Consider the following 26306-nt stretch of genomic DNA (forward strand, 5'->3'; position numbering starts at 1 on the left):
CCGACTCAGGCGGCGGTCAGCACCGCGTCGATGGTGTCATCTTTACGCAGTGTCAGGATCTCGCAGCCGGTTTCGGTCACCACAATGGTATGTTCATATTGCGCCGACAGGCTGCGGTCTTTGGTTTTTACCGTCCAGCCATCTTTCATGGTGCGAATACGATAATCACCAGCGTTGACCATCGGTTCGATCGTGAAAGTCATACCGGCCTGCAACACAACGCCGCCGTCGTCTGCATCATAGTGCAGAACCTGCGGCTCTTCGTGGAAGCCACGGCCAATACCGTGACCACAATATTCACGCACCACGGAAAAGCCCTGCGCTTCAACGTATTTTTGGATCGCAGCGCCCAGCGTGCGCAGGCGGATACCCGGTTTCACCATGCGCAGCGCCAGGTAAAGGCTCTCTTGAGTGACGTGGCACAGGCGCTCGCCCAGGATGGTCGGTTTGCCGACAATAAACATTTTGGACGTATCGCCGTGGTATTCGTCTTTGATGACGGTCACGTCGATATTGACGATATCGCCATCTTTCAGGTGTTTTTCGTCATCCGGAATGCCGTGGCAAACCACTTCATTAATAGAAATGCACACGGATTTCGGGAAGCCGTGATAACCGAGGCAGGCAGAGATTGCATGCTGCTCGTTAACGATGTAGTCGTTGCAGATGCGATCCAGTTCGCCGGTGGTGACGCCCGGTTTGATGTGCGGTGCGATCATTTCGAGCACTTCGGCGGCGAGACGGCCGGCGACGCGCATTTTTTCGATTTCTTCAGGAGTTTTAATAGAGATAGCCATGGAATGGGTCCGTCAGCGTCGAATTTTTCGACTATACCAGGTTAGTGCTGTCAATGGTAACAGTCAGGCGAGGCTTGTGCCAAATTGAGAATCAGTAACCGCACTCTGCGTCAACAACTATTGGTTTCCTGCGGCATTTTGTGGTATAAAGCGCGCCGGACTCCGTTCCTGTTTTGGGACGTGAGCCACAAATCTCACTTTGTGTAATAACACACACGTATCGGCACATATTCCGGGGTGCCCTTCGGGGTCGGTAATATGGGATACGTGGAGGCATAACCCCAACTTTTATATAGAGGTTTTAATCATGGCAACTGTTTCCATGCGCGACATGCTCAAGGCTGGTGTTCACTTTGGTCACCAGACCCGTTACTGGAACCCGAAAATGAAGCCGTTCATCTTCGGTGCTCGTAACAAAGTTCACATCATCAACCTTGAGAAAACTGTACCGATGTTCAACGAAGCTCTGGATGAGCTGAAAAAAATTGCTGCCCGTAAAGGCAAAATTTTGTTCGTTGGTACTAAACGCGCTGCAAGCGAAGCGGTGAAAGAATCTGCTCTGAACTGCGACCAGTTCTTCGTGAACCATCGCTGGCTGGGCGGTATGCTGACTAACTGGAAAACCGTTCGTCAGTCCATCAAACGTCTGAAAGACCTGGAAACTCAGTCTCAGGACGGTACCTTCGACAAGCTGACCAAGAAAGAAGCGCTGATGCGCACTCGTGAGCTGGACAAGCTGGAAAACAGCCTGGGCGGTATCAAAGACATGGGCGGTCTGCCGGACGCTCTGTTCGTTATCGACGCCGACCACGAGCACATCGCAATCAAAGAAGCAAACAACCTGGGTATTCCGGTATTTGCTATCGTTGATACCAACTCCGATCCGGACGGCGTTGACTTCGTTATCCCGGGTAACGACGACGCAATCCGTGCTGTTAGCCTGTACCTGAATGCCGTTGCTGCTACCGTTCGTGAAGGCCGTTCTTCGGATCTGGCTACTCAGGCGGAAGAAAGCTTCGTAGAAGCTGAATAATAAGGCACGCTCTCTGAGCCCCTTATTGAGCAGGTAGTACCGAGTTTGGTTAGGGGGCCTGTTTATGGCCCCCTTTTTCACTTTTAAGCCTGTTTGGTTCCTGTAACCGTGCAGGTCATATCTCTCCCGAGGATTAAAGAATGGCTGAAATTACCGCATCCCTGGTAAAAGAGCTGCGTGAACGTACTGGCGCAGGCATGATGGATTGCAAAAAAGCGCTGACTGAAGCGAACGGCGACATCGAGCTGGCGATCGAGAACATGCGTAAATCTGGTGCGATCAAAGCTGCCAAAAAAGCAGGCAACGTTGCTGCTGACGGCGTGATCATCACTAAAATCGATGGCACCTACGGCATCATTCTGGAAGTTAACTGCCAGACTGACTTCGTTGCTAAAGATGGCGGTTTCCAGGCATTTGCGAACAAAGTTCTGGACGCAGCTGTTGCTGGCAAAATCACTGACGTTGAAGTTCTGAAAGCACAGTTCGAAGAAGAGCGTGTAGCGCTGGTTGCTAAAATCGGTGAGAACATCAACATCCGTCGCGTATCTTCTCTGGAAGGTGATGTTCTGGGCTCTTACCAGCACGGCGCACGTATCGGTGTTCTGGTTGCGGCTAAAAATGCTGACGAAGAGCTGGTTAAACAGCTGGCTATGCACATCGCTGCAAGCAAGCCGGAATTCGTTAAGCCGGAAGACGTGTCCGCTGAAGTGGTAGAAAAAGAGTACCAGGTTCAGCTGGATATCGCCATGCAGTCTGGCAAGCCGAAAGAAATCGCAGAGAAAATGGTTGAAGGCCGCATGAAGAAATTCACCGGCGAAGTTTCTCTGACCGGCCAGCCTTTCGTTATGGAACCGAGCAAAACCGTTGGTCAGCTGCTGAAAGAGCACAACGCTGACGTGACTGGCTTCATTCGCTTCGAAGTGGGTGAAGGCATCGAGAAAGTTGAGACTGACTTCGCAGCAGAAGTTGCTGCCATGTCCAAGCAGTCTTAATCATTAAAAGGAGCCGCCTGAGGGCGGCTTCTTTTTATGCCCTTCATCTGAAAATCAGCCAGCACACTAGTGTTTGCGCTGGCAGGCGACGTATCATACGCCAGTATTAAACCCGTCCAATTGTTGACAGTCTCAGGAAAGAAACATGGCTACCAATGCAAAACCCGTCTACAAACGCATTCTGCTTAAGCTTAGCGGCGAAGCGCTCCAGGGATCAGAAGGCTTCGGTATCGACGCAAGTATTCTCGACCGTATGGCGCAGGAAATTAAAGAGCTGGTTGAACTGGGTGTTCAGGTTGGCGTAGTGATTGGCGGTGGTAACCTGTTCCGTGGGGCAGGTCTGGCGAAAGCGGGGATGAACCGTGTTGTGGGCGACCACATGGGTATGCTGGCGACGGTTATGAACGGCCTGGCAATGCGTGATGCGTTGCATCGTGCCTATGTGAACGCGCGTTTGATGTCTGCTTTTCCGCTGAATGGCGTCTGTGATAATTACAGTTGGGCAGAAGCGATCAGCCTGCTGCGTAATAATCGCGTTGTGATTTTTAGTGCAGGTACGGGTAACCCGTTCTTTACCACCGATTCTGCCGCGTGTCTGCGCGGCATCGAAATCGAAGCTGATGTGGTATTGAAAGCGACGAAAGTTGACGGTGTATTCACTGCCGATCCGGTACAGGATCCGACCGCCACCCTGTGTGAGCAACTGACCTATACCGAAGTGCTGGACAAAGAACTGAAAGTGATGGATCTGGCAGCCTTTACGCTGGCTCGCGACCACAAATTGCCGATTCGCGTATTTAACATGAACAAACCTGGCGCGCTGCGTCGCGTTGTCATGGGCGAAAAAGAAGGCACATTGATTACGGAATAATTCCCGTAAGCAATAAATAAAGGTAAGATTCCGCTTTAATTTATTAAGCAGTCCTTTCTGGCATCTTCGCGGTGCCATTAATTGAACAGGCTATACTTAGCACACCCGCCGTATGGCCTGTCTGCGACAAGATTTCAAGGATCCGTAACGTGATTAGTGATATCAGAAAAGATGCTGAAGTACGCATGGAAAAATGCGTTGAAGCGTTCAAAACCCAAATCAGCAAAGTGCGCACTGGCCGCGCTTCCCCGAGCCTGCTGGATGGCATCGTTGTGGAATATTACGGTACGCCGACTCCGCTGCGTCAGCTGGCCAGCGTGACGGTAGAAGACTCCCGTACTCTGAAAATCAACGTGTTCGATCGTTCTATGAGCCCTGCTGTTGAGAAAGCGATTCTGACCTCTGACCTGGGCCTGAATCCAAGCTCTGCGGGTAGCGATATCCGCGTTCCGCTGCCGGCGCTGACGGAAGAACGTCGTAAAGATCTGATTAAAGTCGTGCGCGGCGAAGCTGAACAGGCGCGTGTTGCGGTACGTAACGTCCGCCGTGACGCGAACGATAAAGTAAAAGCGCTGCTGAAAGATAAAGAAATCAGTGAAGATGACGATCGTCGTTCACAAGAAGACGTGCAGAAGCTGACCGACGCCGCGATTAAAAAAGTGGAAGCGGCGCTGGCGGACAAAGAAGCAGAACTGATGCAGTTCTGATTCGAAAAAACCGACTAAAACGCCGTACAGAGAGCCATTCCGGTGGCTTTGCTGGCGGCGTTTTGCTTTTTATCCTCGCAACATTGTGAGCGTTTAATGAAGCATTTAACCCTTCTGGGCTCAACGGGTTCTATTGGTTGCAGCACGCTTGATGTGGTTCGCCATAACCCTGAACGCTTTTCCGTTACTGCGCTTGTCGCGGGTAAGAACGTTGCCCTTATGATTGAGCAGTGTCTCGAATTCTCTCCTCGTTTCGCCGTAATGGACGACGCGCACAGCGCACAGCAAGTGAAACTGGCGCTGCGTGAGCATGGCTGCCGTACGGAAGTCCTCAGTGGCCAACAAGCCGCCTGCGAAATGGCCGCGCTAAATGGCGTCGATCAGGTGATGGCAGCGATTGTCGGTGCCGCCGGACTGGTGCCTACACTGGCTGCCATTCGCGCCGGTAAAACCGTTTTGCTTGCTAATAAAGAGGCGCTGGTAACCTGCGGGCGTCTGTTTATGGAGGCGGTGAAAGAGAGCGGCGCGCGGCTTTTGCCGGTTGATAGCGAGCATAACGCGATTTTTCAGAGTTTACCGGAAACAATTCAGCAGAACCTGGGGTACGCTGATCTTGAGCTGAATGGGGTTTCGTCTATTCTGCTTACCGGGTCTGGTGGCCCGTTCCGGGAGACGCCGCTGTCTGATTTGGCAGCAATGACGCCGGATCAGGCATGTCGTCATCCGAACTGGTCAATGGGACGTAAAATCTCCGTTGATTCCGCCACCATGATGAATAAAGGTCTGGAATACATTGAAGCACGCTGGTTGTTTAATGCCTCTGCCCGCCAGATGGAAGTGCTGATTCACCCGCAATCGGTGATCCACTCTATGGTTCGCTATCAGGATGGCAGTGTTTTGGCGCAGTTGGGTGAGCCGGATATGCGTACACCCATTGCACATACGATGGCGTGGCCTGAGCGCGTGCCGTCTGGCGTCAATGCCCTCGATTTTTGCAAACTGAGTTCATTAAGTTTCGCAGAGCCTGATTTCGCTCGCTATCCTTGTCTGAAGCTGGCTATTGATGCCTCCGATGAAGGGCAGGCAGCGACAACGGCGCTGAACGCAGCAAACGAGGTGACTGTCTCGGCATTCCTGGCATCTGCAATCCGTTTCACAGATATCGCAGCCCTTAATCTGTCTGTGCTTGAGCAGATGGATTTGCGAGAGCCGCAGAGTATTGATGATGTACTTGCTGTCGATGCGCAAGCTCGTGAGGCTGCGCAAAAACAAGTGATGCGTCTCGCAAGCTAGTGATATTACAGTCATGAGCAACGGTGCTATTTGTTAGCGTTAGGCTTCGGTGATATAGTCTGCGCCACAAAATTGCCAGTTTGTGATATGGCGGATTGTGTAAGCCGTGGTTTACGCGGCTTTTTTGCGTAAGGGCTTTGTATTCCTGAGTACCGCTAAATCCTTTTCAGGGACTAAAACGCGTTATGTTGTCAGTTAACCAACCGATAAGCGAAAATTTGCCAACACATGGCTGCCGCCATGTTGCGATAATCATGGATGGCAATGGTCGCTGGGCAAAAAGACAGGGGAAACTCCGCGCCTTTGGTCACAGAGCTGGAGCAAAGTCTGTTCGCCGCGCGGTCTCATTTGCCGCCAACAATGGTATCGATGCACTGACGCTTTATGCTTTTAGTAGTGAAAACTGGAATCGCCCGGCGCAGGAAGTTAGCGCGCTGATGGAGCTGTTTGTGTGGGCGCTGGATAGCGAAGTAAAAAGCCTGCACCGCCACAATGTGCGCTTGCGCATCATTGGTGATACCAGTCGTTTTAATATGCGTTTGCAGGAGCGTATCCGCAAAGCAGAAGCGTTGACCGCCCAGAATACCGGGCTGACGCTGAATATCGCAGCGAACTATGGTGGTCGCTGGGATATCGTTCAGGGAGTCCGGCAATTAGCCGTGCAAGTGCAGGAAGGGCTGTTACGCCCGGATCAAATTGATGAAGGAACGCTTAATAAGCAAGTCTGCATGCATGAGCTGGCTCCCGTTGATTTAGTGATTAGGACTGGTGGAGAACATCGCATAAGTAACTTTTTACTTTGGCAAATTGCCTATGCCGAACTTTACTTTACTGATGTTCTTTGGCCCGATTTTGATGAACAAGACTTTGAAGGTGCGCTGCATGCCTTTGCCAATCGAGAGCGTCGTTTCGGCGGCACCGAGCCTGGTGGCGAAAACGCCTGATGGGGGTAGCTTTTGCTGAAGTATCGCCTGATTTCTGCTTTTGTATTAATTCCCATAGTTATCGCAGCCCTTTTTTGGTTGCCGCTGGTGGGTTTTGCGATCGTTACGCTCGCTGTTTGTATGCTTGCTGCGTGGGAGTGGGGGCAACTAAGCGGTTTTTCGTCCCGTTCTCAGCGGGTTTGGCTGGCGGTATTGTGCGGGCTGCTGTTGGCGCTCATGTTGCTGCTGTTGCCGCAATATCACAATAATATCCATCAACCGCTGGTGGAACTCTCGCTTTGGGCCTCGCTGGCCTGGTGGGTGGGTGCGCTGTTGTTGGTATTGAGTTACCCGGCGTCTGCCGCGTTGTGGCGCAACTCCAGAGTTTTGCGTCTTGTGTTTGGCATATTAACGATTGTGCCTTTTTTTTGGGGCATGCTGGCACTGCGCGCCTGGCACTACAACGATAACCACTATGATGGCGCGCTGTGGTTACTGTATGTCATGATCCTCGTCTGGGGAGCTGATTCCGGCGCATACATGTTTGGTAAATTATTCGGCAAACATAAGCTGGCACCAAAAGTCTCTCCGGGAAAAACCTGGCAAGGTTTTCTCGGCGGCCTGCTGACTGCCGGGGTGATCTCCTGGGGTTACGGCGCTTGGGCGAATCTCGAGATAACACCATCTACTTTGCTGATTTGCTCTGTGGTGGCTGCACTGGCCTCCGTGCTGGGCGATTTAACCGAAAGTATGTTCAAGCGTGAAGCCGGTATTAAAGATAGTGGTCATCTTATTCCGGGTCATGGCGGTATACTGGATCGCATTGACAGCCTGACAGCGGCAGTACCCGTATTTGCCTGCCTGTTATTGCTGGTTTTCAGGACGATTTGACGGAAGGTTTTATGCTGAGCATTCTCTGGAATCTGGCGGCGTTCATAGTTGCGCTGGGTGTGTTGATCACCGTGCATGAATTTGGCCATTTCTGGGTTGCTCGTCGCTGTGGCGTACGGGTAGAGCGGTTTTCCATCGGCTTTGGCAAAGCGCTCTGTCGTCGTACAGACAAGCACGGGACCGAATTTGTGATTGCCCTGATTCCACTGGGTGGTTACGTCAAAATGCTGGATGAGCGCGTTGAACCGGTTGCTCCGGAAATGCGCCATTACGCCTTCAACAATAAAACGGTTGGCCAGCGCGCTGCCGTTATTGCCGCAGGTCCAATCGCTAATTTTATCTTTGCCATCTTCGCCTACTGGCTGGTGTTTATCATCGGTGTCCCCGGTGTTCGCCCGGTTGTTGGTGAAATAACACCCAACTCCATTGCCGCAAACGCGCAAATTGCACCCGGAATGGAACTTAAATCGATTGATGGCATCGAAACGCCTGATTGGGATGCTGTGCGCTTACAGTTGGTGTCAAAAATCGGCGATAGCCAGATGACGGTCAGCGTAGCGCCGTTCGGTAGCAACAATCGTCAGGAAAAGGTCGTGGATTTACGTCACTGGGCTTTTCAACCTGATAAAGACGATCCGGTAGCAGCGCTGGGTATTCGACCACGTGCTGCGCAGCTTGAGCCTATCCTCGCGGAGGTGCAGGTGGGGTCAGCGGCCAGTAAAGCAGGTTTGCAAGCTGGCGACAGGATCGTTAAAGTCGATGGTCAGCAGTTAACTCAGTGGATGACGTTCGTTACTCTGGTGCGGGATAATCCGGGAACGCCGTTAGCGTTGGAAGTAGAAAGACAGGGGGCTCCCTTGTCTTTAACACTGATACCGGATACAAAACCCGGTAGCAAAGCAGAGGGTTTCGCGGGCGTTGTGCCTAAAGTTATTCCGCTGCCAGATGAATATAAGACAGTACGCCAGTACGGGCCATTTAGCGCTATTGTTGAAGCCACAGATAAAACGTGGCAATTGATGAAGCTGACGGTCAGTATGTTGGGGAAATTGATCACCGGTGATGTAAAACTGAACAACCTCAGTGGGCCAATCTCAATTGCTCAGGGGGCTGGGATGTCAGCGGAGTTCGGGTTGATTTACTACCTGATGTTCCTCGCATTGATAAGCGTGAACTTAGGCATTATTAACCTGTTCCCATTACCCGTCCTTGATGGTGGGCATCTGCTGTTTTTGGCGATTGAGAAGCTGAAGGGCGGACCGGTATCCGAGCGAGTTCAAGACTTTAGTTATCGCATTGGCTCTATTTTGCTGGTGCTGTTAATGGGGCTTGCACTTTTCAATGATTTCTCTCGGTTGTAAGAGAGTTTGTTAGGAAGAACGCATAATAACGATGGCGATGAAAAAGTTGCTCATAGCGTCGCTGCTGTTTAGCAGCGCCACCGTATACGGTGCTGAAGGGTTCGTAGTGAAAGACATTCATTTCGAAGGCCTACAGCGTGTCGCCGTTGGTGCGGCCCTCCTCAGTATGCCAGTACGCCCTGGCGATACGGTGAATGATGAAGATATCAGTAACACCATTCGCGCGTTGTTTGCCACCGGCAACTTCGAGGATGTTCGCGTCCTGCGTGATGGTGATACCTTACTTGTCCAGGTGAAAGAACGCCCGACAATCGCCAGCATTACTTTCTCCGGTAACAAGTCGGTGAAAGATGACATGCTGAAACAGAACCTCGAAGCTTCTGGCGTGCGTGTGGGTGAATCACTGGACCGCACAACTCTGTCCGATATCGAAAAGGGGCTGGAAGATTTCTACTACAGCGTAGGTAAATACAGCGCCAGCGTTAAAGCTGTCGTGACCCCGCTGCCGCGCAACCGCGTTGACCTGAAACTGGTATTCCAGGAAGGCGTTTCCGCGCAAATCCAACAGATTAATATCGTCGGTAACCACGCATTTACCACCGAACAACTCATCTCCAGCTTCCAGCTGCGCGATGAAGTGCCATGGTGGAACGTGATTGGCGATCGCAAATACCAGAAACAGAAACTGGCTGGCGATCTGGAAAGTTTGCGCAGCTACTATCTGGATCGTGGTTATGCCCGCTTTAACATTGATTCGACTCAGGTTAGCCTGACGCCGGATAAAAAAGGCATCTACATTACCATCAACGTGACCGAGGGCGAGCAGTACAAGCTCTCCAGCGTGCAGGTGAGCGGTAACCTTGCTGGTCACTCCGCAGAGATAGAAAGCCTGACGAAGATCGAACCGGGCGAGCTGTATAACGGCACCAAAGTAACCAAAATGGAAGATGATATTAAAAAGCTTCTTGGTCGCTATGGTTACGCTTATCCGCGCGTTCAGTCTCAACCTGAAATCAACGATACGGACAAAACCGTTAAGCTGCATATCAATGTGGATGCTGGCAACCGTTTTTATGTTCGCAAGATCCGCTTTGAAGGCAATGACACCTCAAAAGATGCCGTTCTGCGTCGCGAAATGCGCCAGATGGAAGGGGCGTGGTTGGGCAGCGATTTGGTCGATCAGGGTAAAGAGCGTCTGAACCGTCTGGGCTATTTCGAGACGGTAGATACCGAAACGCAGCGTGTTCCGGGAAGCCCGGATCAAGTTGATGTCGTCTATAAAGTGAAAGAGCGTAATACCGGTAGCTTCAACTTCGGTGTTGGCTATGGTACTGAGAGCGGCGTCAGCTTCCAGGTCGGCGTACAGCAGGATAACTGGTTAGGCACCGGCTACTCTGTGGGTATCAGTGGGACCAAAAACGACTACCAGACCTACTCTGAATTCTCCGTTACTAACCCGTACTTCACGGTTGACGGCGTTAGCCTCGGTGGTCGTATCTTCTATAACGACTTTAAAGCTGACGATGCAGACCTTTCTTCTTATACCAACAAGAGCTACGGTCTGGATGGTACCCTCGGGTTCCCGATCAACGAGTACAACACCTTGCGTGCAGGCTTAGGTTACGTTCATAACAGCCTGTCGAAAATGGAACCTCAGGTGGCGATGTGGCGTTATCTGGATTCCGTAGGTCAGAATGCCAGCACCACGAGTGATAACAACGGTTACTCGGCGGACGATTTCACCTTCAACTATGGTTGGACGTATAACAACCTCGACCGTGGGTACTTCCCGACGAAGGGCTCGCGTGTAAACCTGAACGGTAAAGTTACGGTTCCTGGCTCCGATAACGAGTTCTACAAAGTGACGGTGGATACCGCCTCCTATTTCCCGATTGACGCCGATCACAAATGGGTGATTCTGGGTCGTACTCGTTGGGGCTATGGTGACGGTTTAGGTGGCAAAGAGATGCCATTCTATGAGAACTTCTACGCCGGTGGTTCCAGCACTGTTCGTGGCTTCCAGTCCAACAACATCGGTCCGAAAGCCGTTTATTACGGCGGCAGTGGGTTGGATAACTGTAATACAACGACTTCGAAATACTGTAAGTCTGATGATGCAGTAGGTGGTAATGCCATGGGCGTGGCCAGCGTTGAGTTCATCACGCCGACGCCGTTTATCAGCGACAAATATGCTAACTCTGTACGTACCTCATTCTTCTGGGATGCTGGTAGCGTATGGGATACAAATTGGCAAAATACAGCAGAAATGAAAGCGCTGGGTATTCCGGATTATAGCGATCCGAGTAATATCCGCATGTCTGCTGGTATCGCATTACAATGGATGTCCCCATTGGGGCCGTTGGTATTCTCCTACGCCCAGCCGTTTAAAAAGTACGATGGAGACAAAGCGGAACAGTTCCAGTTTAACATTGGTAAAACCTGGTAATTCCGCACAGCAACGGAATGCATTCGCAGTGTAGTGATGGCTGAGGCTTTCAACCGGAAGCCCGGCCACGCAAAGAGCTGTACCTCCGGGTACAAACGGGATGGTAAGGAGTTAATTGTGAAAAAGTTGTTATTAGCTGCAGGTTTCGGTTTAGCAATGGCAGCGTCAGCGCAAGCCGCTGACAAGATTGCAATTGTTGATATGGGTAGCCTGTTGCAACAGGTTGCGCAGAGTTCCGGCGTTTCTCAGACGATGAAAAACGAATTCGGCGGTCGCGCAAGCGAACTGCAGAGCATGGAATCCGACCTGCAAGCCAAAGCTCAGCGTCTGCAACGTGATGGCTCTACCATGAAGGCGAGCGATCGCAGCAAGCTGGAAAAAGACATCGCGTCAGGTCGTCAGGCATTTGCTCAGAAAGCACAGGCTTTCGAGCAGGATCAAGCTCGTCGTTCTAACGAAGAACGTGGCAAGCTGGTGACTCGCATTCAGACTGCAGTGAAAAAAGTCGCTGCCGATCAGGGTGTTGATCTGGTTATTCCTTCCAACGCCGTTATTTACAACAGCAACGATGTAAAAGACATCACTGCTGATGTACTGAAACAGGTTAAATAAGTAATGCCTTCAATTCGACTGGCTGATTTAGCTCAGCAGTTGGATGCAGAATTACACGGTGATGGCGATATCGTCATCACCGGCGTTGCGTCCATGCAATCTGCCGAAGCAGGTCATATCACTTTCATGGTCAACCCCAAGTACCGTGAACACCTGACCGGATGTCAGGCGTCTGCTGTCGTTATGACGCAAGACGATCTTCCTTTTGCCAAAAGCGCAGCGCTGGTCGTAAAAAATCCGTACCTGACCTACGCGCGTATGGCCCAAATTCTTGATACCACGCCGCAGCCGGCGAGCAGCATCGCGCCTGGCGCGGTGATTGACGCAACGGCCACTCTGGGTAGCAATGTAGCAATCGGCGCAAATGCGGTGATCGAATCCGGCGTTGTCCTGGGCGATAACGTTATTATCGGCGCGGGTTGCTTTGTTGGGAAAAAGACGAAAATTGGTGCGGGTTCGCGTTTGTGGGCAAATGTGACCGTTTACCACGAGATTGAGATCGGTGAAAATTGCCTGGTGCAATCAGGAACGGTGATCGGTTCTGATGGTTTCGGTTACGCCAACGATCGTGGAAATTGGGTTAAAATCCCGCAGCTTGGCCGCGTTATCATTGGCAACAATGTTGAGATTGGCGCCTGTACTACAATCGATCGCGGCGCGCTTGACGATACCCGCATTGGCAACGGCGTAATCATTGATAACCAGTGCCAGATTGCACATAACGTTGTGATTGGCGACAATACGGCGGTTGCCGGTGGCGTAATCATGGCGGGCAGCCTGAAAATTGGCCGCTATTGCATGATCGGCGGCGCCAGCGTAATCAATGGGCATATGGAAATTTGCGACAAGGTTACCGTAACGGGGATGGGGATGGTCATGCGTCCTATCACTGAGCCAGGAGTCTACTCCTCAGGTATCCCACTACAGCCAAATAAAGTGTGGCGAAAAACCGCAGCCCTGGTGATGAATATTGATGATATGAGCAAGCGCCTGAAAGCCGTCGAGCGCAAGGTTAATCAACAAGACGAATAATTCACCTGCATAACGCTTGTACACAGAAGCCTCCCGGCATCAGAGAAGCGACAAAACGCTTCTGCGACGAGAAGCCTAAAGTGTGTATACTTCCCGGCCTGTTGGCTTTCTGATGATTGCCGCGGGCCGTGTTATTATTGCCTTTTAGTATATTTAGACAGGAAGAGTATTTTGACTACTGACACTCATACTCTGCACATTGAAGAGATTCTGGAACTTCTGCCGCACCGTTACCCGTTCTTACTGGTAGACCGTGTGCTGGATTTTGAAGAAGGTCGTTTTCTGCGCGCAGTAAAAAATGTTTCGGTAAACGAGCCGTTTTTCCAGGGGCATTTCCCTGGCAAACCGATTTTCCCGGGCGTGCTGATTCTGGAAGCAATGGCGCAGGCTACCGGTATTCTGGCGTTTAAAAGCGTTGGTAAACTGGAACCGGGTGAGCTGTACTACTTCGCCGGTATCGACGAAGCGCGCTTTAAGCGTCCCGTTGTGCCTGGCGATCAGATGATCATGGAAGTCACTTTCGAGAAAACCCGTCGCGGCCTGACCCGCTTTAAAGGTGTTGCGCTGGTAGACGGTAAAGTTGTTTGTGAAGCTACTATGATGTGTGCACGTAGCCGGGAGGCCTGATACGTGATTGATAAAACCGCCTTTATTCATCCAACTGCTATTGTTGAAGACGGTGCCGTTATTGGTGCTAACGCTCACATTGGCCCGTTTTGTATTGTTGGCCCTCACGTTGAAATTGGTGAGGGTACGGTTCTGAAATCTCACGTTGTGGTTAATGGTCATACGACGATTGGCCGCGACAATGAGATCTATCAGTTCGCATCCATCGGCGAGGTTAACCAGGATCTGAAATATGCTGGCGAGCCGACTCGCGTGGAAATTGGCGATCGCAACCGCATCCGCGAAAGCGTCACCATCCACCGTGGCACAGTACAGGGCGGAGGGTTGACGAAGGTGGGCAGCGATAACCTGCTGATGATCAATGCGCATATTGCGCATGACTGTACCGTTGGCGATCGCTGCATTCTCGCAAATAACGCAACGTTGGCGGGGCACGTCTCCGTCGACGACTTTGCTATCATCGGCGGCATGACCGCAGTGCATCAGTTCTGCATTATCGGCGCGCACGTGATGGTTGGCGGCTGCTCCGGCGTGGCGCAGGATGTCCCGCCTTACGTGATTGCTCAGGGCAACCATGCCACACCGTTTGGTGTGAACATTGAAGGCCTGAAACGTCGCGGTTTCAGCAGAGAAGCGTTAGTGGCTATCCGCAATGCGTACAAACTGCTGTACCGCAGCGGTAAAACGCTGGAAGAGGCGAAACCGGAGATTGCCGAGCTTGCGGCGAAGCATCCGGAAGTTGATGCGTTTATGCAGTTCTTCGAACGCTCAACGCGCGGCCTGATTCGGTAATGATCGACAATCGTCCTCTTACGATAGCCCTCGTCGCCGGAGAAACCTCCGGCGATATTCTTGGTGCCGGTCTTATCCGCGCGCTGAGATCGCGTGTCCCCAATGCCCGCTTTGTCGGTGTTGCGGGGCCGCGTATGCAGGCTGAAGGGTGTGAAGCCTGGTATGAGATGGAAGAGCTTGCGGTGATGGGTATCGTTGAGGTACTTGGCCGTCTGCGCCGCCTGTTGCAGATCCGCGCTGATTTGACCCGTCGCTTTAGCGAGCTGCAACCGGATGTCTTTGTCGGTATCGATGCGCCGGATTTCAACATTACCCTCGAAGGCAATCTGAAAAAGCAGGGTATCAAAACCATCCATTATGTCAGTCCGTCCGTCTGGGCGTGGCGACAAAAACGCGTTTTCAAAATTGGCAGAGCCACCGACCTGGTGCTCGCATTTCTGCCTTTCGAAAAAGTGTTTTATGACAAATTTAACGTGCCGTGCCGTTTTATTGGCCATACCATGGCCGATGCGATGCCGCTGGATCCGGATAAAAGCGCAGCGCGCGATCATCTGGGGATTGCCCATGATGTGCACTGTCTGGCGTTACTGCCTGGCAGCCGTGGCGCTGAGGTGGAAATGCTGAGCGCCGATTTCCTGCGTACCGCGCAGTTGCTGCGTGAACGCTACCCCGATCTTGAAGTGGTTGTGCCGCTGGTTAACGCCAAACGGCGCGAACAGTTTGAGCGGATTAAGACGGAAGTCGCTCCCGATCTGCCAGTGCATATGCTGGATGGTATGGCGCGCGAGGCAATGATCGCCGCCGATGCGACCTTGCTGGCTTCCGGCACCGCCGCGCTGGAGTGCATGCTGGCGAAATGCCCGATGGTCGTGGGCTATCGCATGAAGCCATTCACATTCTGGCTGGCCAGGCGGCTGGTGAAAACGCCTTATGTTTCGCTGCCAAACCTGCTGGCCGGACGTGAACTGGTGAAAGAGTTGCTACAGAATGAGTGCCAGCCGCAGGCGCTGGCCGAAGCACTGGCGCCGCTGCTGGCTAATGGTAAAACCAGCCACGAAATGCATGACATTTTCCGCGAACTGCACCAGCAGATTCGCTGTAATGCCGATGAGCAGGCGGCTGACGCAGTACTGGAGTTAGCACAATGATGGAGTTTATTTATCCGCACGCGCATTTGGTTGCCGGTGTGGATGAGGTTGGGCGCGGGCCTTTAGTGGGTGCGGTCGTGACGGCGGCGGTGATCCTCGATCCGAAGCGTCCAATCATTGGCCTGAATGATTCGAAAAAACTCTCTGAAAAACGCCGTCTGGCGTTGAGTGAAGAGATCAAAGAGAAAGCGCTGTCCTGGAGTCTGGGGCGCGCCGAACCGCACGAAATTGACGAACTGAATATTCTGCATGCCACTATGCTGGCGATGCAGCGCGCAATTGCCGGGCTCTCTATCGTCCCGGAATTTGTACTGATTGACGGCAACCGCTGCCCTGCCTTGCCAATGCCTTCGCTGGCAGTCGTGAAAGGCGATAGCCGGGTGGCGGAAATCAGTGCGGCATCGATTATCGCAAAAGTCACGCGAGATGCCGAAATGGCTGAGCTTGATCTTCTTTTTCCGCAATATGGTTTTGCGCAACATAAAGGCTACCCAACGGCTTTCCATCTGGCGAAGCTGGCGGAACATGGCGCAACTGCGCATCACCGGCGCAGCTTTGCGCCGGTTAAACGCGCGCTGGACCTTGTGTCCTGACTCCTGACTCTTGTGAACGTGAAATAACCAGGCTGGGATCTGAAAATGGCTGAACCACGTTTCGTACACCTGCGGGTGCATAGCGACTACTCCATGATTGACGGGCTGGCGAAAACCGGGCCGCTGGTGAAAAAGGCGGCCGCGCTCGGCATGCCCGCGCTGGCGATCACCGATTTTACGAACCTCTGTGGTCTGGTGAAGTTCTACGGAACGGCGCACGGAGCCGGGATGAAACCGATCGTCGGCGCCGATCTGCACGTACAGAGCGATCTGTTAGGCGATGAACTGACACAGCTCACCGTCCTGGCGGCCAACAATACCGGTTACCAGAATCTGACATTGCTGATTTCGCGAGCCTACCAGCGTGGCTATGGCGCACTGGGGCCGTGGATCGATCGCGACTGGTTGCAGGAGCTCGGCGAAGGGTTGATCCTGCTCTCCGGCGGGCGCATGGGCGACGTGGGGAAAAGCCTGTTGCGTGGCAACAGTGTGCTGGTTGAACAGTGTCTCGATTTCTACAAAGAGCATTTTCCCGATCGCTACTACCTTGAGTTGATCCGCACGGGGCGTGCTGATGAAGAGCCCTACCTGCACGCAGCCGTACAACTGGCGGAAGAGCACGGTTTGCCGGTCGTGGCGACCAACGATGTGCGCTTTATTGATGCAGGCGACTTCGACGCGCATGAGATCCGTGTCGCCATCCACGACGGTTTCACTCTGGACGATCCCAAACGTCCGCGCAACTACTCCGCGCAGCAATATATGCGCAGCGAAGAGGAGATGTGCGAACTCTTCTCCGATATCCCGGAAGCGCTGGAAAACACCGTCGAAATCGCCAAACGCTGTAATGTGACCGTACGGCTTGGTGAATACTTCCTGCCGCAGTTCCCGACCGGTGATATGACCACTGAAGACTTCCTCGTGGAGAAATCGAAAGTGGGTCTCGAAGAACGCCTTGCGTTCCTCTTCCCGGATGAGCAAGTGCGTGCAGAGAAACGTCCGCCGTACGACGAGCGTCTTGATATCGAATTGCAAGTTATCAACCAGATGGGTTTCCCCGGTTACTTTCTGATCGTGATGGAATTTATCCAGTGGTCAAAAGATAACGGCGTGCCGGTAGGGCCGGGGCGTGGCTCGGGCGCTGGATCGCTGGTGGCTTATGCGCTGAAAATTACGGACCTTGATCCGCTGGAATTTGACCTGCTGTTCGAACGTTTCCTTAACCCGGAACGTGTATCGATGCCCGACTTCGACGTTGACTTCTGTATGGAGAAGCGCGACCAGGTGATCGAGCACGTGGCGGACATGTACGGGCGCGATGCGGTATCGCAGATCATCACCTTCGGAACCATGGCGGCGAAAGCGGTTATCCGCGATGTGGGTCGCGTACTGGGTCACCCGTACGGCTTTGTGGACCGCATCTCTAAACTGGTGCCGCCGGATCCGGGCATGACGCTGGCGAAAGCGTTCGAAGCCGAGCCGCAACTACCGGAAATCTACGAAGCAGACGAAGAAGTTAAAGCGCTAATCGACATGGCGCGCAAGCTGGAAGGTGTGACGCGAAACGCGGGTAAACACGCTGGTGGCGTGGTCATCGCACCCACCAAAATAACCGACTTTGCCCCGCTGTACTGTGATGAAGCCGGTCAGCACCCGGTCACTCAGTTTGATAAAAACGATGTTGAATATGCCGGGCTGGTGAAGTTTGACTTCCTGGGTTTGCGCACGCTGACTATCATCAACTGGGCGCTGGAGATGATCAACGCCCGGCGCGAGAAGAACGGCGAGCCGCCGCTCGATATCGCCGCTATTCCGCTGGATGACAAGAAAAGTTTCGACATGCTGCAACGCTCGGAGACCACTGCGGTGTTCCAGCTTGAATCCCGCGGCATGAAAGATTTAATTAAGCGCCTGCAACCCGACTGCTTCGAAGATATGATCGCGCTGGTGGCCCTGTTCCGTCCGGGGCCGTTGCAGTCAGGCATGGTAGATAACTTCATCGACCGTAAACACGGGCGCGAAGAGATCTCCTATCCCGATGTGCAGTGGCAGCATGAAAGCCTGAAACCGGTACTGGAGCCGACTTACGGCATTATCCTCTACCAGGAACAGGTGATGCAGATTGCCCAGGTGCTTTCGGGTTATACCCTTGGCGGCGCGGACATGCTGCGCCGTGCGATGGGTAAGAAAAAGCCGGAAGAGATGGCCAAGCAGCGCGGCACCTTCGAAGAGGGCGCGAAGAAAAATGGCATCGACGGCGAACTGGCGATGAAAATCTTTGACCTGGTAGAAAAATTCGCCGGGTACGGATTTAACAAATCGCACTCTGCCGCCTATGCTTTGGTCTCATACCAGACGCTGTGGTTGAAAGCGCACTATCCGGCCGAGTTTATGGCGGCGGTGATGACTGCCGATATGGACAACACCGAAAAAGTCGTTGGTCTGGTGGATGAGTGCTGGCGCATGGGGCTGAAAATCCTGCCGCCGGATATTAACTCCGGGTTGTACCATTTCCACGTCAACGATGACGGTGAAATTGTTTACGGTATCGGGGCGATTAAAGGCGTCGGTGAAGGTCCGATTGAGGCGATCATCGAAGCGCGTAATAACGGCGGTTACTTCCGCGAACTGTTTGATCTGTGCGCGCGCACCGACATTAAAAAGCTTAATCGCCGGGTGCTGGAAAAACTGATTATGTCCGGGGCGTTTGACCGCCTTGGGCCGCATCGTGCAGCGCTGATGAACTCGCTGGGTGATGCGCTTAAAGCCGCCGATCAGCATTCGAAAGCCGAGGCGATTGGCCAGGCCGATATGTTCGGCGTGCTGGCCGAAGAGCCAGAGCAGATAGAACAATCTTACGCCAGTTGCCAGCCGTGGCCGGAACAGGTGGTGCTGGAAGGTGAGCGTGAAACGTTAGGTCTCTACCTTACGGGTCACCCGATTAACCAATATTTGAAAGAAATTGAGCGCTATGTCGGAGGCTATCGGCTGAAAGACATGCATCCGACCGAACGTGGGAAGGTCACCACGGCGGCGGGGCTCGTCATTGCTGCGCGGGTTATGGTCACCAAGCGCGGCAATCGTATCGGCATCTGTACGTTAGATGACCGTTCCGGGCGTCTGGAAGTGATGTTATTCACTGATGCCCTGGATAAATACCAGCAACTGCTGGAAAAAGACCGCATACTTATTGTCAGCGGACAGGTCAGCTTTGATGACTTTAGCGGGGGACTTAAAATGACCGCCCGTGAAGTTATGGACATTGACGAAGCCCGGGAAAAATACGCCCGTGGGCTTGCTATCTCGCTGACGGACAGGCAAATTGATGACCAGCTTTTAAACCGACTCCGTCAGTCTCTGGAACCCCACCGTTCGGGAACCATTCCAGTACATCTCTACTATCAGAGGGCGGATGCGCGTGCGCGGTTACGTTTCGGCGCAACGTGGCGCGTCTCTCCGAGCGATCGTTTACTCAACGATCTGCGTGGCCTCATAGGTTCGGAGCAGGTGGAACTGGAGTTTGACTAATACAGGAATACTATGAGTCTGAATTTCCTTGATTTCGAACAGCCGATTGCTGAGCTGGAAGCGAAAATCGATTCTCTGACTGCCGTTGGCCGTCAGGATGAAAAACTGGATATAAATATCGACGAAGAAGTGCATCGTCTGCGCGAAAAAAGCGTAGAGTTGACACGCAAAATTTTCGCCGATCTTGGTGCATGGCAGGTTGCCCAACTGGCGCGCCATCCACTGCGTCCTTACACCCTGGATTATGTCCGCCTGGCGTTCGATGAATTCGACGAACTGGCTGGCGATCGCGCTTATGCCGACGATAAAGCCATTGTTGGCGGTATCGCGCGTCTCGACGGTCGCCCGGTAATGATCATCGGCCACCAGAAAGGCCGCGAAACCAAAGAGAAAATCCGCCGTAACTTTGGTATGCCGGCACCGGAAGGTTATCGCAAAGCACTGCGCCTGATGGAAATGGCAGAACGTTTTAACATGCCGATTATCACCTTTATCGACACCCCTGGCGCTTACCCTGGCGTGGGTGCCGAAGAGCGTGGTCAGTCGGAAGCGATCGCCCGCAACCTGCGTGAAATGTCCCGCCTGAGCGTACCGGTGATCTGCACCGTGATCGGCGAAGGTGGCTCCGGCGGTGCGCTGGCGATTGGCGTGGGCGATAAAGTGAATATGCTGCAATACAGCACCTATTCTGTTATCTCGCCGGAAGGTTGTGCTTCTATTCTGTGGAAAAGCGCCGACAAAGCGCCGCTGGCCGCAGAAGCGATGGGCATCATCGCGCCGCGTCTGAAAGAACTGAAACTGATCGACTCGATCGTTCCGGAACCGCTGGGCGGCGCGCATCGCAACCCGGAAGCGATGGCCGCTTCGCTGAAAGCGCAACTGCTGGCCGATCTCGCCGATCTGGATGTGCTGAGCAAAGACGATCTGCGTAACCGCCGTTACCAGCGTCTGATGAGCTACGGCTACGCCTGAGTTTCATTGCATTGATGAAAAGCCGCACCTCTGTGCGGCTTTTTTTATACCTGCGGTTTACCTCAACTATGCTTAGCTAAGGTTTTTAACGGAGGTAGCTGTGAATATTATTGCCATCATGGGACCCCATGGCGTTTTCTACAAAGATGAGCCAATCAAGGAGCTGGAACAGGCGCTACAGGCGCAAGGGTTTCATATTATCTGGCCCAGAAACAGCACCGACTTACTGAAGTTTATCGAGCATAACCCGCGTATTTGCGGCGTGATCTTTGACTGGGATGAGTACTCCCTCGATCTGTGCAGCGAGATTAATCAGCTAAATGAATACCTTCCGCTGTATGCGTTTATTAATACCCACTCCACCATGGATGTCAGCGCGCAGGATATGCGTATGGCGCTGTGGTTTTTCGAATACGCTCTGAGCGTGGCGGACGAGATTGCCTCGCGGATTGTCCAGTACACCAAAGAGTATCTGGAAAACATCACGCCGCCGTTTACCCGGGCGCTGTTCACCTATGTAAAAGAGGGAAAATACACCTTCTGCACGCCCGGGCATATGGCAGGGACGGCGTACCAGAAAAGCCCGGTAGGCTGCTTGTTTTATGATTTCTTCGGCGGCAATACGCTCAAAGCGGATGTTTCGATCTCTGTGACTGAGCTGGGATCGCTGCTGGATCATACCGGTCCGCATCTGGAGGCTGAAGAGTATATCGCCCGTACGTTTGGTGCCGAGCAGAGCTATATGGTGACCAACGGCACATCGACCTCCAACAAAATTGTTGGTATGTATGCCGCGCCAGCGGGCAGTACCCTGTTGATTGACCGTAACTGTCATAAATCGCTGGCGCATCTGTTGATGATGAGCGATGTCACGCCGCTGTGGCTAAAGCCGGGACGCAACGCACTGGGGATCCTGGGGGGTATACCGCGCCGCGAGTTTACCCATGCCAGCATCGAACAAAAAGTTGCAACCACGGCGGGGGCGCACTGGCCGGTACACGCGGTGATTACTAACTCCACGTATGATGGCCTGCTGTACAACACCGACTGGATTAAAAAAACGCTGGATGTACCGTCGATCCATTTCGATTCCGCCTGGGTGCCGTACACCAATTTTCACCCTATTTATGCCGGAAAAAGCGGCATGAGCGGCGAGCGGGTGCCGGGAAAAGTCTTCTTTGAAACGCAGTCGACGCACAAAATGTTGGCGGCATTCTCGCAGGCATCGTTGATTCATATTAAAGGTGAATATGATGAGGACACGTTTAACGAAGCCTTTATGATGCACACCACCACATCACCGAGCTATCCGCTGGTGGCATCGATCGAAACGGCCGCAGCGATGCTACGCGGGAACCCTGGTAAGCGCTTAATTAACCGCTCGGTTGAACGGGCGCTGCATTTTCGCAAAGAGGTGCAACGGCTGAAGGATGAAGCCGACGGCTGGTTCTTTGATATCTGGCAACCGGAAGAGATTGATGAAGCTGACTGCTGGCCGGTCGCACCGGGTGAAGCATGGCATGGTTTTCGCGATGCGGATGCCGACCATATGTTTCTCGACCCGGTCAAAGTGACCATCCTGACGCCCGGTATGGACGAGCAAGGGAACATGAGCGAGGAAGGGATCCCGGCGGCGCTTGTAGCGAAGTTCCTCGATGAACGTGGCGTGGTGGTGGAAAAAACCGGGCCGTATAACCTGCTGTTTCTGTTCAGTATCGGCATCGATAAAACCCGGGCAATGGGGTTGTTGCGTGGGCTGATGGAGTTCAAGCGTGCCTACGATCTTAATCTGCGGGTGAAGAACATGTTGCCGGATCTCTATGCTGAAGATCCTGATTTCTATCGCAATATGCGGATTCAGGATCTGGCGCAGGGGATCCATAAGCTTATTCGCCAGCATGATCTACCGCGTTTGATGTTGCAGGCTTTCGATGTGCTGCCGGATATGAAGTTGACGCCGCATCAGGCATGGCAGCGGCAGATCCAGGGCGAGGTGGAAACGGTAGAACTGGAAAAACTGATCGGACGGATCTCGGCCAATATGATCCTGCCTTATCCGCCTGGCGTACCGCTGGTGATGCCGGGTGAAATGATCACTGACGCCAGCCGCCCGGTGCTTGATTTCCTGCTGATGCTATGTGCGATTGGCCGCCACTATCCGGGCTTTGAAACCGATATTCACGGCGCAAAACGAAATGAGGAGGGCACTTACCGGGTACGAGTCCTAAAAGCCCGCTAATCTATTGCGGGCTGAAGTGGGCGGGGGTAACGTTCAGGCATTGAGAAAAGGAGAAACTATGCTGGGTTTAAAACAGGTACATCACATTGCGATCATCGCCACGGATTATGCTGCAAGCAAAGCGTTCTACTGCGATATCCTTGGTTTTACGCTACAGAGTGAAGTTTATCGCGAGGCGCGCGATTCGTGGAAAGGCGATCTGGCGCTGAACGGGCAGTATGTGATTGAGCTGTTCTCCTTTCCGTTTCCGCCTGCGCGTCCCAGCCGCCCGGAAGCGTGCGGCCTGCGCCATCTGGCGTTCAGCGTTGATGATATCGACCAGGCGGTGGCGCATCTGGAATCGCACGGCGTGAAGTGTGAAGCGATACGTGTCGATCCCTGCACCGATAAACGTTTCACCTTCTTTAACGATCCCGATGGCCTGCCGCTGGAGCTTTACCAGCAGTAATACTTGCCACACAACGCGATGCCCGGTAACGTGCCGGGCATCGCTTCCGTTTTGAAAACCACTATGACCACGCCACTTTTCGCGCCATTACCCACTGCATCACGCCAGTTTCTGGTAGCCTTCAGCGGCGGGCTGGATTCAACCGTGCTATTGCACCAAATGATGCTCTGGCGCGAGCAACAGCCCGATATCCGGTTACGGGCAATTCATATCCATCATGGGCTTAGTCCGTATGCGAATGCGTGGGTTGAGCATTGCCAGTCGCTTTGCGAGCTCTGGCAGATCCCGCTAACGGTGCAATACGTGACGCTGGTCGATAATGGCGAGGGCATTGAAGCGCAGGCGCGGAAAGCGCGCTATCGGGCATTTCATCAGACGTTGAAGCCAGGCGAAGTGCTGCTTACCGCGCAGCATCTGGATGATCAGTGCGAAACCGTACTGCTGGCGCTTAAGCGCGGCAGTGGGCCAGCGGGGCTTGCCGCGATGCCGCAAAGTTTGCCCTTTGCCGGAACGCAGCTTATCCGTCCGCTGCTCAACTTTTCACGTGACACCCTGCATCAATGGGCGCAACTGCATGATTTGCGCTGGATTGAGGATGAAAGTAACGCTGACGTCCGTTTTGACCGCAACTTTTTGCGCCAGCAGGTGCTGCCGCTACTGACGGCGCGCTGGCCGCATTTCGCCGATGCCGTCGCGCGTAGCGCTGAGCTTTGTGGAGAGCAAGAGCAGCTGTTGGATGAGCTACTGGCTGACGAACTGGCGGAGGCGACCACGGAGGAAGGGGCCCTGAACATTGCGGCTTTGCAGGTGCTGAGCGAAGTTCGCCGCAACGCCCTGTTACGCCGCTGGCTGGCGCAGCAGGGGGCGGCGATGCCGTCCCGCGCAATGCTTAACCGCTTGTGGTTTGAAGTGGCGCAGGCGCGTGACGATGCGGAGCCTTGCCTGAGGCTGGGTGAGTATGAAGTGCGTCGTTTTCAGGGCAATCTCTACTGGATTAAAACGCAGCCCAGTCAGCGTAATACGCAACTGAACTGGGCAATGCCTTTTGCGCCGCTGTTATTACCGGCCGGGATGGGGGAATTGTCGCTGATCGCTGGAGGGGAATTGCGGGCGCCAGCTGCGGAAGAGAGGGTTTCTGTGCGTTTCCAGGCATCCGGTTTGTTACATATCGCCGGCCGTCATGGCGGGCGTAAACTGAAAAAAATCTGGCAGGAGTTCGGCGTGGCTCCCTGGCGGCGCGACACCACGCCGCTGCTGTTTTATGGCGAAACGTTAATCGCAGCGGCGGACGTGTTTGCTACACAACAAGGGCTTAAAACGGCCGGACAGGAAGGCGTTAAGCTGGTGTGGAAAAAGTAGAGGGCAGCCTGCGCTGCCCGTTGAATGTCAGGACTCGCTCACCACAACGGTGCCGATTTCAGGATGGCTGAAGCTGGCAATTTTATCGAGACGCACTTCGCGTGAGACGCCTGCGACATCCACTACCAGATACTCCACATTTTTACGTGAGACTAAATCGTTGGCTTTGGCGCTGAGCACCTCGCCGTCTTTCAATTCCAGCGCCAATAAAAGATGATGCTGGCAGGCGAGTTCAAGATTGTCATAGTCATCACAGTTGATGGGTTGATAGGCATCATTCATTGACATAATCGCTCACCAGTAAGTTCGCGGCCGCATATGCCGCCTTTTCCCTGACCGACTCTGAAAGGGTGTCATCCGACGCCATTTCATTCAGCACTTTCAACACGCACCCCAGCGCATCCGGGATATACCCCAAATCTCCGCTGGCGATTTCCGCATACCGTTTGCGTACTAACTCACAATAATTGTTCACATCTCCTCCTGTCAGCTACCTGACTTTACTGTGAGATAACACTAAGCCTACGAAGATTAATACTGTTTAGCAAGGCGACTATAACATAGCTTATCCGCCATTATCAGCGTGATGGCGAATGATGCGCACAAGAGATAACAGCGCTTTGCCCCTGAATTAGCTACAATAGCGGCCATTTTATGCAGGAGTGGTGTTATGGCCTTAAAAGCGACTATTTATAAAGCGACGGTGAATGTTGCCGATCTGGATCGTAATCAGTTTTTAGATGCGACGCTGACGCTGGCCCGCCATCCTTCCGAAACCCAGGAGCGCATGATGTTGCGCCTGCTGGCGTGGATCAAATATGCCGATGAGCGGCTGCAATTCACCCGCGGCCTGAGCGCTGAAGATGAGCCGGAAGCCTGGCTGCGTAATGATTATCTGGGAATTGATTTGTGGATCGAGCTGGGGCTGCCGGACGAAAAACGGTTGAAGAAAGCCTGCACACAGGCGAAAGACGTGGCGTTATTTGCCTATAATTCCCGGGCGGCGCAGATCTGGTGGCAGCAAAATCAAAGCCGTTGCGCGAGCTTCGGCAACTTAAGCATCTGGTACCTGGATGATGAGCAACTGGCGGCGCTCAGCGCGTTTGCCAACGATCGCACCATGACGCTACAGGCTACCTTGCAGGATGGCGCCATCTGGCTTTCTGATGATACGCAGAATCGGGAAATCCACCTTGAAGCCTGGCAGCAGCCATGATTACGATCTCCCGCACTGTCTCCATTGCTGAGGATGAGCTGGAGATCACCGCTGTGCGGGCGCAGGGAGCGGGCGGCCAAAATGTGAATAAAAGTTCGACCGCTATCCACCTGCGTTTTGATATTCGGGCGTCAAGCCTGCCTGAGTATTATAAGGCGCGTTTACTGGAGGCTTCGCACCATCTGATTAGTAGCGATGGCTGGGTTGTGATAAAAGCGCAGGAATATCGCAGCCAGGAGATGAACCGCGAAGCGGCGATCGCGCGCCTGGTGGCATTGATCAAAGAATTGACCGCAGTGCAAAAGAGCCGTCGGGCAACGCGCCCGACCCGCGCATCGAAAGAGCGCCGGTTAACGGGCAAGGCGCAAAAGTCGTCGGTAAAAGCGCTGCGTGGGAAAGTCCGTCGACATGATGGCTGACGGGCAA

25 protein-coding genes are annotated in these 26306 nt (G+C 53.3%); 22 read left to right on the forward strand and 3 right to left on the reverse strand.

Annotation, left to right across the window (positions count from 1 at the left end; translation table 11 throughout):
• Nucleotides 1-5: 5 nt before the first annotated feature.
• Nucleotides 6-797 carry a type I methionyl aminopeptidase gene (gene map, locus DK872_RS17655; protein WP_007373222.1) on the reverse strand — a complete coding sequence of 264 codons (792 nt, stop codon included), beginning with the start codon at nucleotides 795-797 and terminating at the stop codon, nucleotides 6-8.
• A gap of 307 nt (nucleotides 798-1104) precedes the next feature.
• On the opposite strand from map, the gene rpsB reads away from it, so the two are divergent.
• The 20 genes from rpsB (at nucleotide 1105) to tilS (ending at nucleotide 24664) form a co-directional block, all read left to right on the forward strand.
• A complete protein-coding gene (rpsB, locus tag DK872_RS17660) occupies nucleotides 1105-1830 on the forward strand; it encodes a 30S ribosomal protein S2 (RefSeq protein ID WP_007373223.1) in 726 nt (241 codons plus the stop codon).
• Nucleotides 1831-1970: 140 nt separating this feature from the next.
• Nucleotides 1971-2822: a translation elongation factor Ts gene (gene tsf / locus DK872_RS17665; protein ID WP_007373224.1), complete on the forward strand. Its 852-nt coding sequence runs from the start codon at nucleotides 1971-1973 to the stop codon at nucleotides 2820-2822.
• 145 nt (nucleotides 2823-2967) lie between these two features.
• A complete protein-coding gene (pyrH, locus tag DK872_RS17670) occupies nucleotides 2968-3693 on the forward strand; it encodes a UMP kinase (RefSeq protein WP_007373225.1) in 726 nt (241 codons plus the stop codon).
• A gap of 149 nt (nucleotides 3694-3842) precedes the next feature.
• On the forward strand, nucleotides 3843-4400 hold the full coding sequence (frr, locus tag DK872_RS17675; protein WP_007373226.1) for a ribosome recycling factor: 558 nt from the start codon (nucleotides 3843-3845) through the stop codon (nucleotides 4398-4400).
• Between the two features lie 96 nt (nucleotides 4401-4496).
• Nucleotides 4497-5693 carry a 1-deoxy-D-xylulose-5-phosphate reductoisomerase gene (gene ispC / locus DK872_RS17680; RefSeq protein WP_035886486.1) on the forward strand — a complete coding sequence of 399 codons (1197 nt, stop codon included), beginning with the start codon at nucleotides 4497-4499 and terminating at the stop codon, nucleotides 5691-5693.
• A gap of 185 nt (nucleotides 5694-5878) precedes the next feature.
• Entirely contained in the window at nucleotides 5879-6637 is a 759-nt protein-coding gene (gene ispU / locus DK872_RS17685; RefSeq protein ID WP_035886484.1) for a (2E,6E)-farnesyl-diphosphate-specific ditrans,polycis-undecaprenyl-diphosphate synthase, read from the forward strand.
• Nucleotides 6638-6649: 12 nt separating this feature from the next.
• Nucleotides 6650-7507, forward strand: coding sequence for a phosphatidate cytidylyltransferase (cdsA, locus tag DK872_RS17690; protein WP_007373229.1), 858 nt, complete (start codon nucleotides 6650-6652; stop codon nucleotides 7505-7507).
• Nucleotides 7508-7518: 11 nt separating this feature from the next.
• Nucleotides 7519-8868 carry a sigma E protease regulator RseP gene (rseP, locus tag DK872_RS17695; RefSeq protein ID WP_007373230.1) on the forward strand — a complete coding sequence of 450 codons (1350 nt, stop codon included), beginning with the start codon at nucleotides 7519-7521 and terminating at the stop codon, nucleotides 8866-8868.
• Nucleotides 8869-8899: 31 nt separating this feature from the next.
• Nucleotides 8900-11314 carry an outer membrane protein assembly factor BamA gene (bamA, locus tag DK872_RS17700; protein WP_007373231.1) on the forward strand — a complete coding sequence of 805 codons (2415 nt, stop codon included), beginning with the start codon at nucleotides 8900-8902 and terminating at the stop codon, nucleotides 11312-11314.
• Between the two features lie 117 nt (nucleotides 11315-11431).
• Complete coding sequence (gene skp / locus DK872_RS17705) at nucleotides 11432-11926, forward strand: molecular chaperone Skp (protein WP_007373232.1); 495 nt, start codon at nucleotides 11432-11434, stop codon at nucleotides 11924-11926.
• Nucleotides 11927-11929: 3 nt separating this feature from the next.
• A complete protein-coding gene (gene lpxD, locus DK872_RS17710) occupies nucleotides 11930-12958 on the forward strand; it encodes a UDP-3-O-(3-hydroxymyristoyl)glucosamine N-acyltransferase (RefSeq protein ID WP_079516933.1) in 1029 nt (342 codons plus the stop codon).
• Nucleotides 12959-13129: 171 nt separating this feature from the next.
• Nucleotides 13130-13585, forward strand: a complete 456-nt coding sequence (fabZ, locus tag DK872_RS17715) for a 3-hydroxyacyl-ACP dehydratase FabZ (RefSeq protein WP_007373234.1) — start codon at nucleotides 13130-13132, stop codon at nucleotides 13583-13585.
• 3 nt (nucleotides 13586-13588) lie between these two features.
• Nucleotides 13589-14377: an acyl-ACP--UDP-N-acetylglucosamine O-acyltransferase gene (gene lpxA, locus DK872_RS17720; RefSeq protein ID WP_007373235.1), complete on the forward strand. Its 789-nt coding sequence runs from the start codon at nucleotides 13589-13591 to the stop codon at nucleotides 14375-14377.
• Nucleotides 14377-15525 (forward strand): lipid-A-disaccharide synthase, encoded by a 1149-nt coding sequence (gene lpxB, locus DK872_RS17725; protein ID WP_071920232.1) that lies wholly within the window; start codon nucleotides 14377-14379, stop codon nucleotides 15523-15525. The genes lpxA and lpxB overlap by 1 nt, the downstream gene beginning before the upstream one ends.
• Entirely contained in the window at nucleotides 15522-16118 is a 597-nt protein-coding gene (gene rnhB / locus DK872_RS17730) for a ribonuclease HII (protein WP_035886480.1), read from the forward strand. The genes lpxB and rnhB overlap by 4 nt, the downstream gene beginning before the upstream one ends.
• Nucleotides 16119-16163: 45 nt before the next feature.
• Nucleotides 16164-19646 (forward strand): DNA polymerase III subunit alpha, encoded by a 3483-nt coding sequence (gene dnaE, locus DK872_RS17735; RefSeq protein WP_035943167.1) that lies wholly within the window; start codon nucleotides 16164-16166, stop codon nucleotides 19644-19646.
• A 12-nt stretch (nucleotides 19647-19658) separates the two neighbouring features.
• Nucleotides 19659-20618 carry an acetyl-CoA carboxylase carboxyl transferase subunit alpha gene (accA, locus tag DK872_RS17740; protein ID WP_007373239.1) on the forward strand — a complete coding sequence of 320 codons (960 nt, stop codon included), beginning with the start codon at nucleotides 19659-19661 and terminating at the stop codon, nucleotides 20616-20618.
• A 100-nt stretch (nucleotides 20619-20718) separates the two neighbouring features.
• Nucleotides 20719-22857, forward strand: coding sequence for a lysine decarboxylase LdcC (locus tag DK872_RS17745; protein ID WP_071920234.1), 2139 nt, complete (start codon nucleotides 20719-20721; stop codon nucleotides 22855-22857).
• Between the two features lie 58 nt (nucleotides 22858-22915).
• The gene (locus tag DK872_RS17750; RefSeq protein WP_007373241.1) at nucleotides 22916-23305 is read left to right on the forward strand and encodes a VOC family protein; all 390 of its coding nucleotides are present in this window, start codon (nucleotides 22916-22918) and stop codon (nucleotides 23303-23305) included.
• 63 nt (nucleotides 23306-23368) lie between these two features.
• Entirely contained in the window at nucleotides 23369-24664 is a 1296-nt protein-coding gene (gene tilS, locus DK872_RS17755) for a tRNA lysidine(34) synthetase TilS (RefSeq protein ID WP_161518640.1), read from the forward strand.
• A gap of 27 nt (nucleotides 24665-24691) precedes the next feature.
• Here the strand turns inward: tilS and rof are convergent, their stop codons facing one another.
• Both rof and DK872_RS17765 read right to left on the reverse strand, forming a co-directional pair.
• Nucleotides 24692-24952 carry a Rho-binding antiterminator gene (gene rof, locus DK872_RS17760; RefSeq protein ID WP_007373243.1) on the reverse strand — a complete coding sequence of 87 codons (261 nt, stop codon included), beginning with the start codon at nucleotides 24950-24952 and terminating at the stop codon, nucleotides 24692-24694.
• Nucleotides 24939-25139: a YaeP family protein gene (locus DK872_RS17765; protein WP_007373244.1), complete on the reverse strand. Its 201-nt coding sequence runs from the start codon at nucleotides 25137-25139 to the stop codon at nucleotides 24939-24941. The genes rof and DK872_RS17765 overlap by 14 nt, the downstream gene beginning before the upstream one ends.
• Before the next feature lie 195 nt (nucleotides 25140-25334).
• Between DK872_RS17765 and DK872_RS17770 the strand changes: the two genes are divergently transcribed.
• Together DK872_RS17770 and arfB are read left to right on the forward strand one after the other, a co-directional pair.
• On the forward strand, nucleotides 25335-25880 hold the full coding sequence (locus DK872_RS17770) for a YaeQ family protein (protein WP_007373245.1): 546 nt from the start codon (nucleotides 25335-25337) through the stop codon (nucleotides 25878-25880).
• The gene (gene arfB, locus DK872_RS17775; RefSeq protein WP_035886477.1) at nucleotides 25877-26299 is read left to right on the forward strand and encodes an alternative ribosome rescue aminoacyl-tRNA hydrolase ArfB; all 423 of its coding nucleotides are present in this window, start codon (nucleotides 25877-25879) and stop codon (nucleotides 26297-26299) included. The genes DK872_RS17770 and arfB overlap by 4 nt, the downstream gene beginning before the upstream one ends.
• The last annotated feature ends 7 nt before the right edge of the window (nucleotides 26300-26306 follow it).

Source organism: Kosakonia sp. MH5, from assembly GCF_009935945.1.
GTDB lineage: Bacteria > Pseudomonadota > Gammaproteobacteria > Enterobacterales > Enterobacteriaceae > Kosakonia > Kosakonia radicincitans.

Bases quoted from the DNA above. Each gene is read 5' to 3' on its own strand.
- accA (WP_007373239.1), top strand. From the start codon at position 19,659: ATGAGTCTGAATTTCCTTGATTTCGAACAGCCGATTGCTGAGCTGGAA.
- tilS (WP_161518640.1), top strand. From the start codon at position 23,369: ATGACCACGCCACTTTTCGCGCCATTACCCACTGCATCACGCCAGTTT.
- lpxB (WP_071920232.1), top strand. From the start codon at position 14,377: ATGATCGACAATCGTCCTCTTACGATAGCCCTCGTCGCCGGAGAAACC.
- tsf (WP_007373224.1), top strand. From the start codon at position 1,971: ATGGCTGAAATTACCGCATCCCTGGTAAAAGAGCTGCGTGAACGTACT.
- DK872_RS17770 (WP_007373245.1), top strand. From the start codon at position 25,335: ATGGCCTTAAAAGCGACTATTTATAAAGCGACGGTGAATGTTGCCGAT.
- rnhB (WP_035886480.1), top strand. From the start codon at position 15,522: ATGATGGAGTTTATTTATCCGCACGCGCATTTGGTTGCCGGTGTGGAT.
- rof (WP_007373243.1), bottom strand. From the start codon at position 24,952: ATGTCAATGAATGATGCCTATCAACCCATCAACTGTGATGACTATGAC.
- ispC (WP_035886486.1), top strand. From the start codon at position 4,497: ATGAAGCATTTAACCCTTCTGGGCTCAACGGGTTCTATTGGTTGCAGC.
- DK872_RS17750 (WP_007373241.1), top strand. From the start codon at position 22,916: ATGCTGGGTTTAAAACAGGTACATCACATTGCGATCATCGCCACGGAT.
- lpxD (WP_079516933.1), top strand. From the start codon at position 11,930: ATGCCTTCAATTCGACTGGCTGATTTAGCTCAGCAGTTGGATGCAGAA.
- dnaE (WP_035943167.1), top strand. From the start codon at position 16,164: ATGGCTGAACCACGTTTCGTACACCTGCGGGTGCATAGCGACTACTCC.
- ispU (WP_035886484.1), top strand. From the start codon at position 5,879: ATGTTGTCAGTTAACCAACCGATAAGCGAAAATTTGCCAACACATGGC.
- rpsB (WP_007373223.1), top strand. From the start codon at position 1,105: ATGGCAACTGTTTCCATGCGCGACATGCTCAAGGCTGGTGTTCACTTT.
- pyrH (WP_007373225.1), top strand. From the start codon at position 2,968: ATGGCTACCAATGCAAAACCCGTCTACAAACGCATTCTGCTTAAGCTT.
- rseP (WP_007373230.1), top strand. From the start codon at position 7,519: ATGCTGAGCATTCTCTGGAATCTGGCGGCGTTCATAGTTGCGCTGGGT.
- bamA (WP_007373231.1), top strand. From the start codon at position 8,900: ATGGCGATGAAAAAGTTGCTCATAGCGTCGCTGCTGTTTAGCAGCGCC.
- map (WP_007373222.1), bottom strand. From the start codon at position 797: ATGGCTATCTCTATTAAAACTCCTGAAGAAATCGAAAAAATGCGCGTC.
- arfB (WP_035886477.1), top strand. From the start codon at position 25,877: ATGATTACGATCTCCCGCACTGTCTCCATTGCTGAGGATGAGCTGGAG.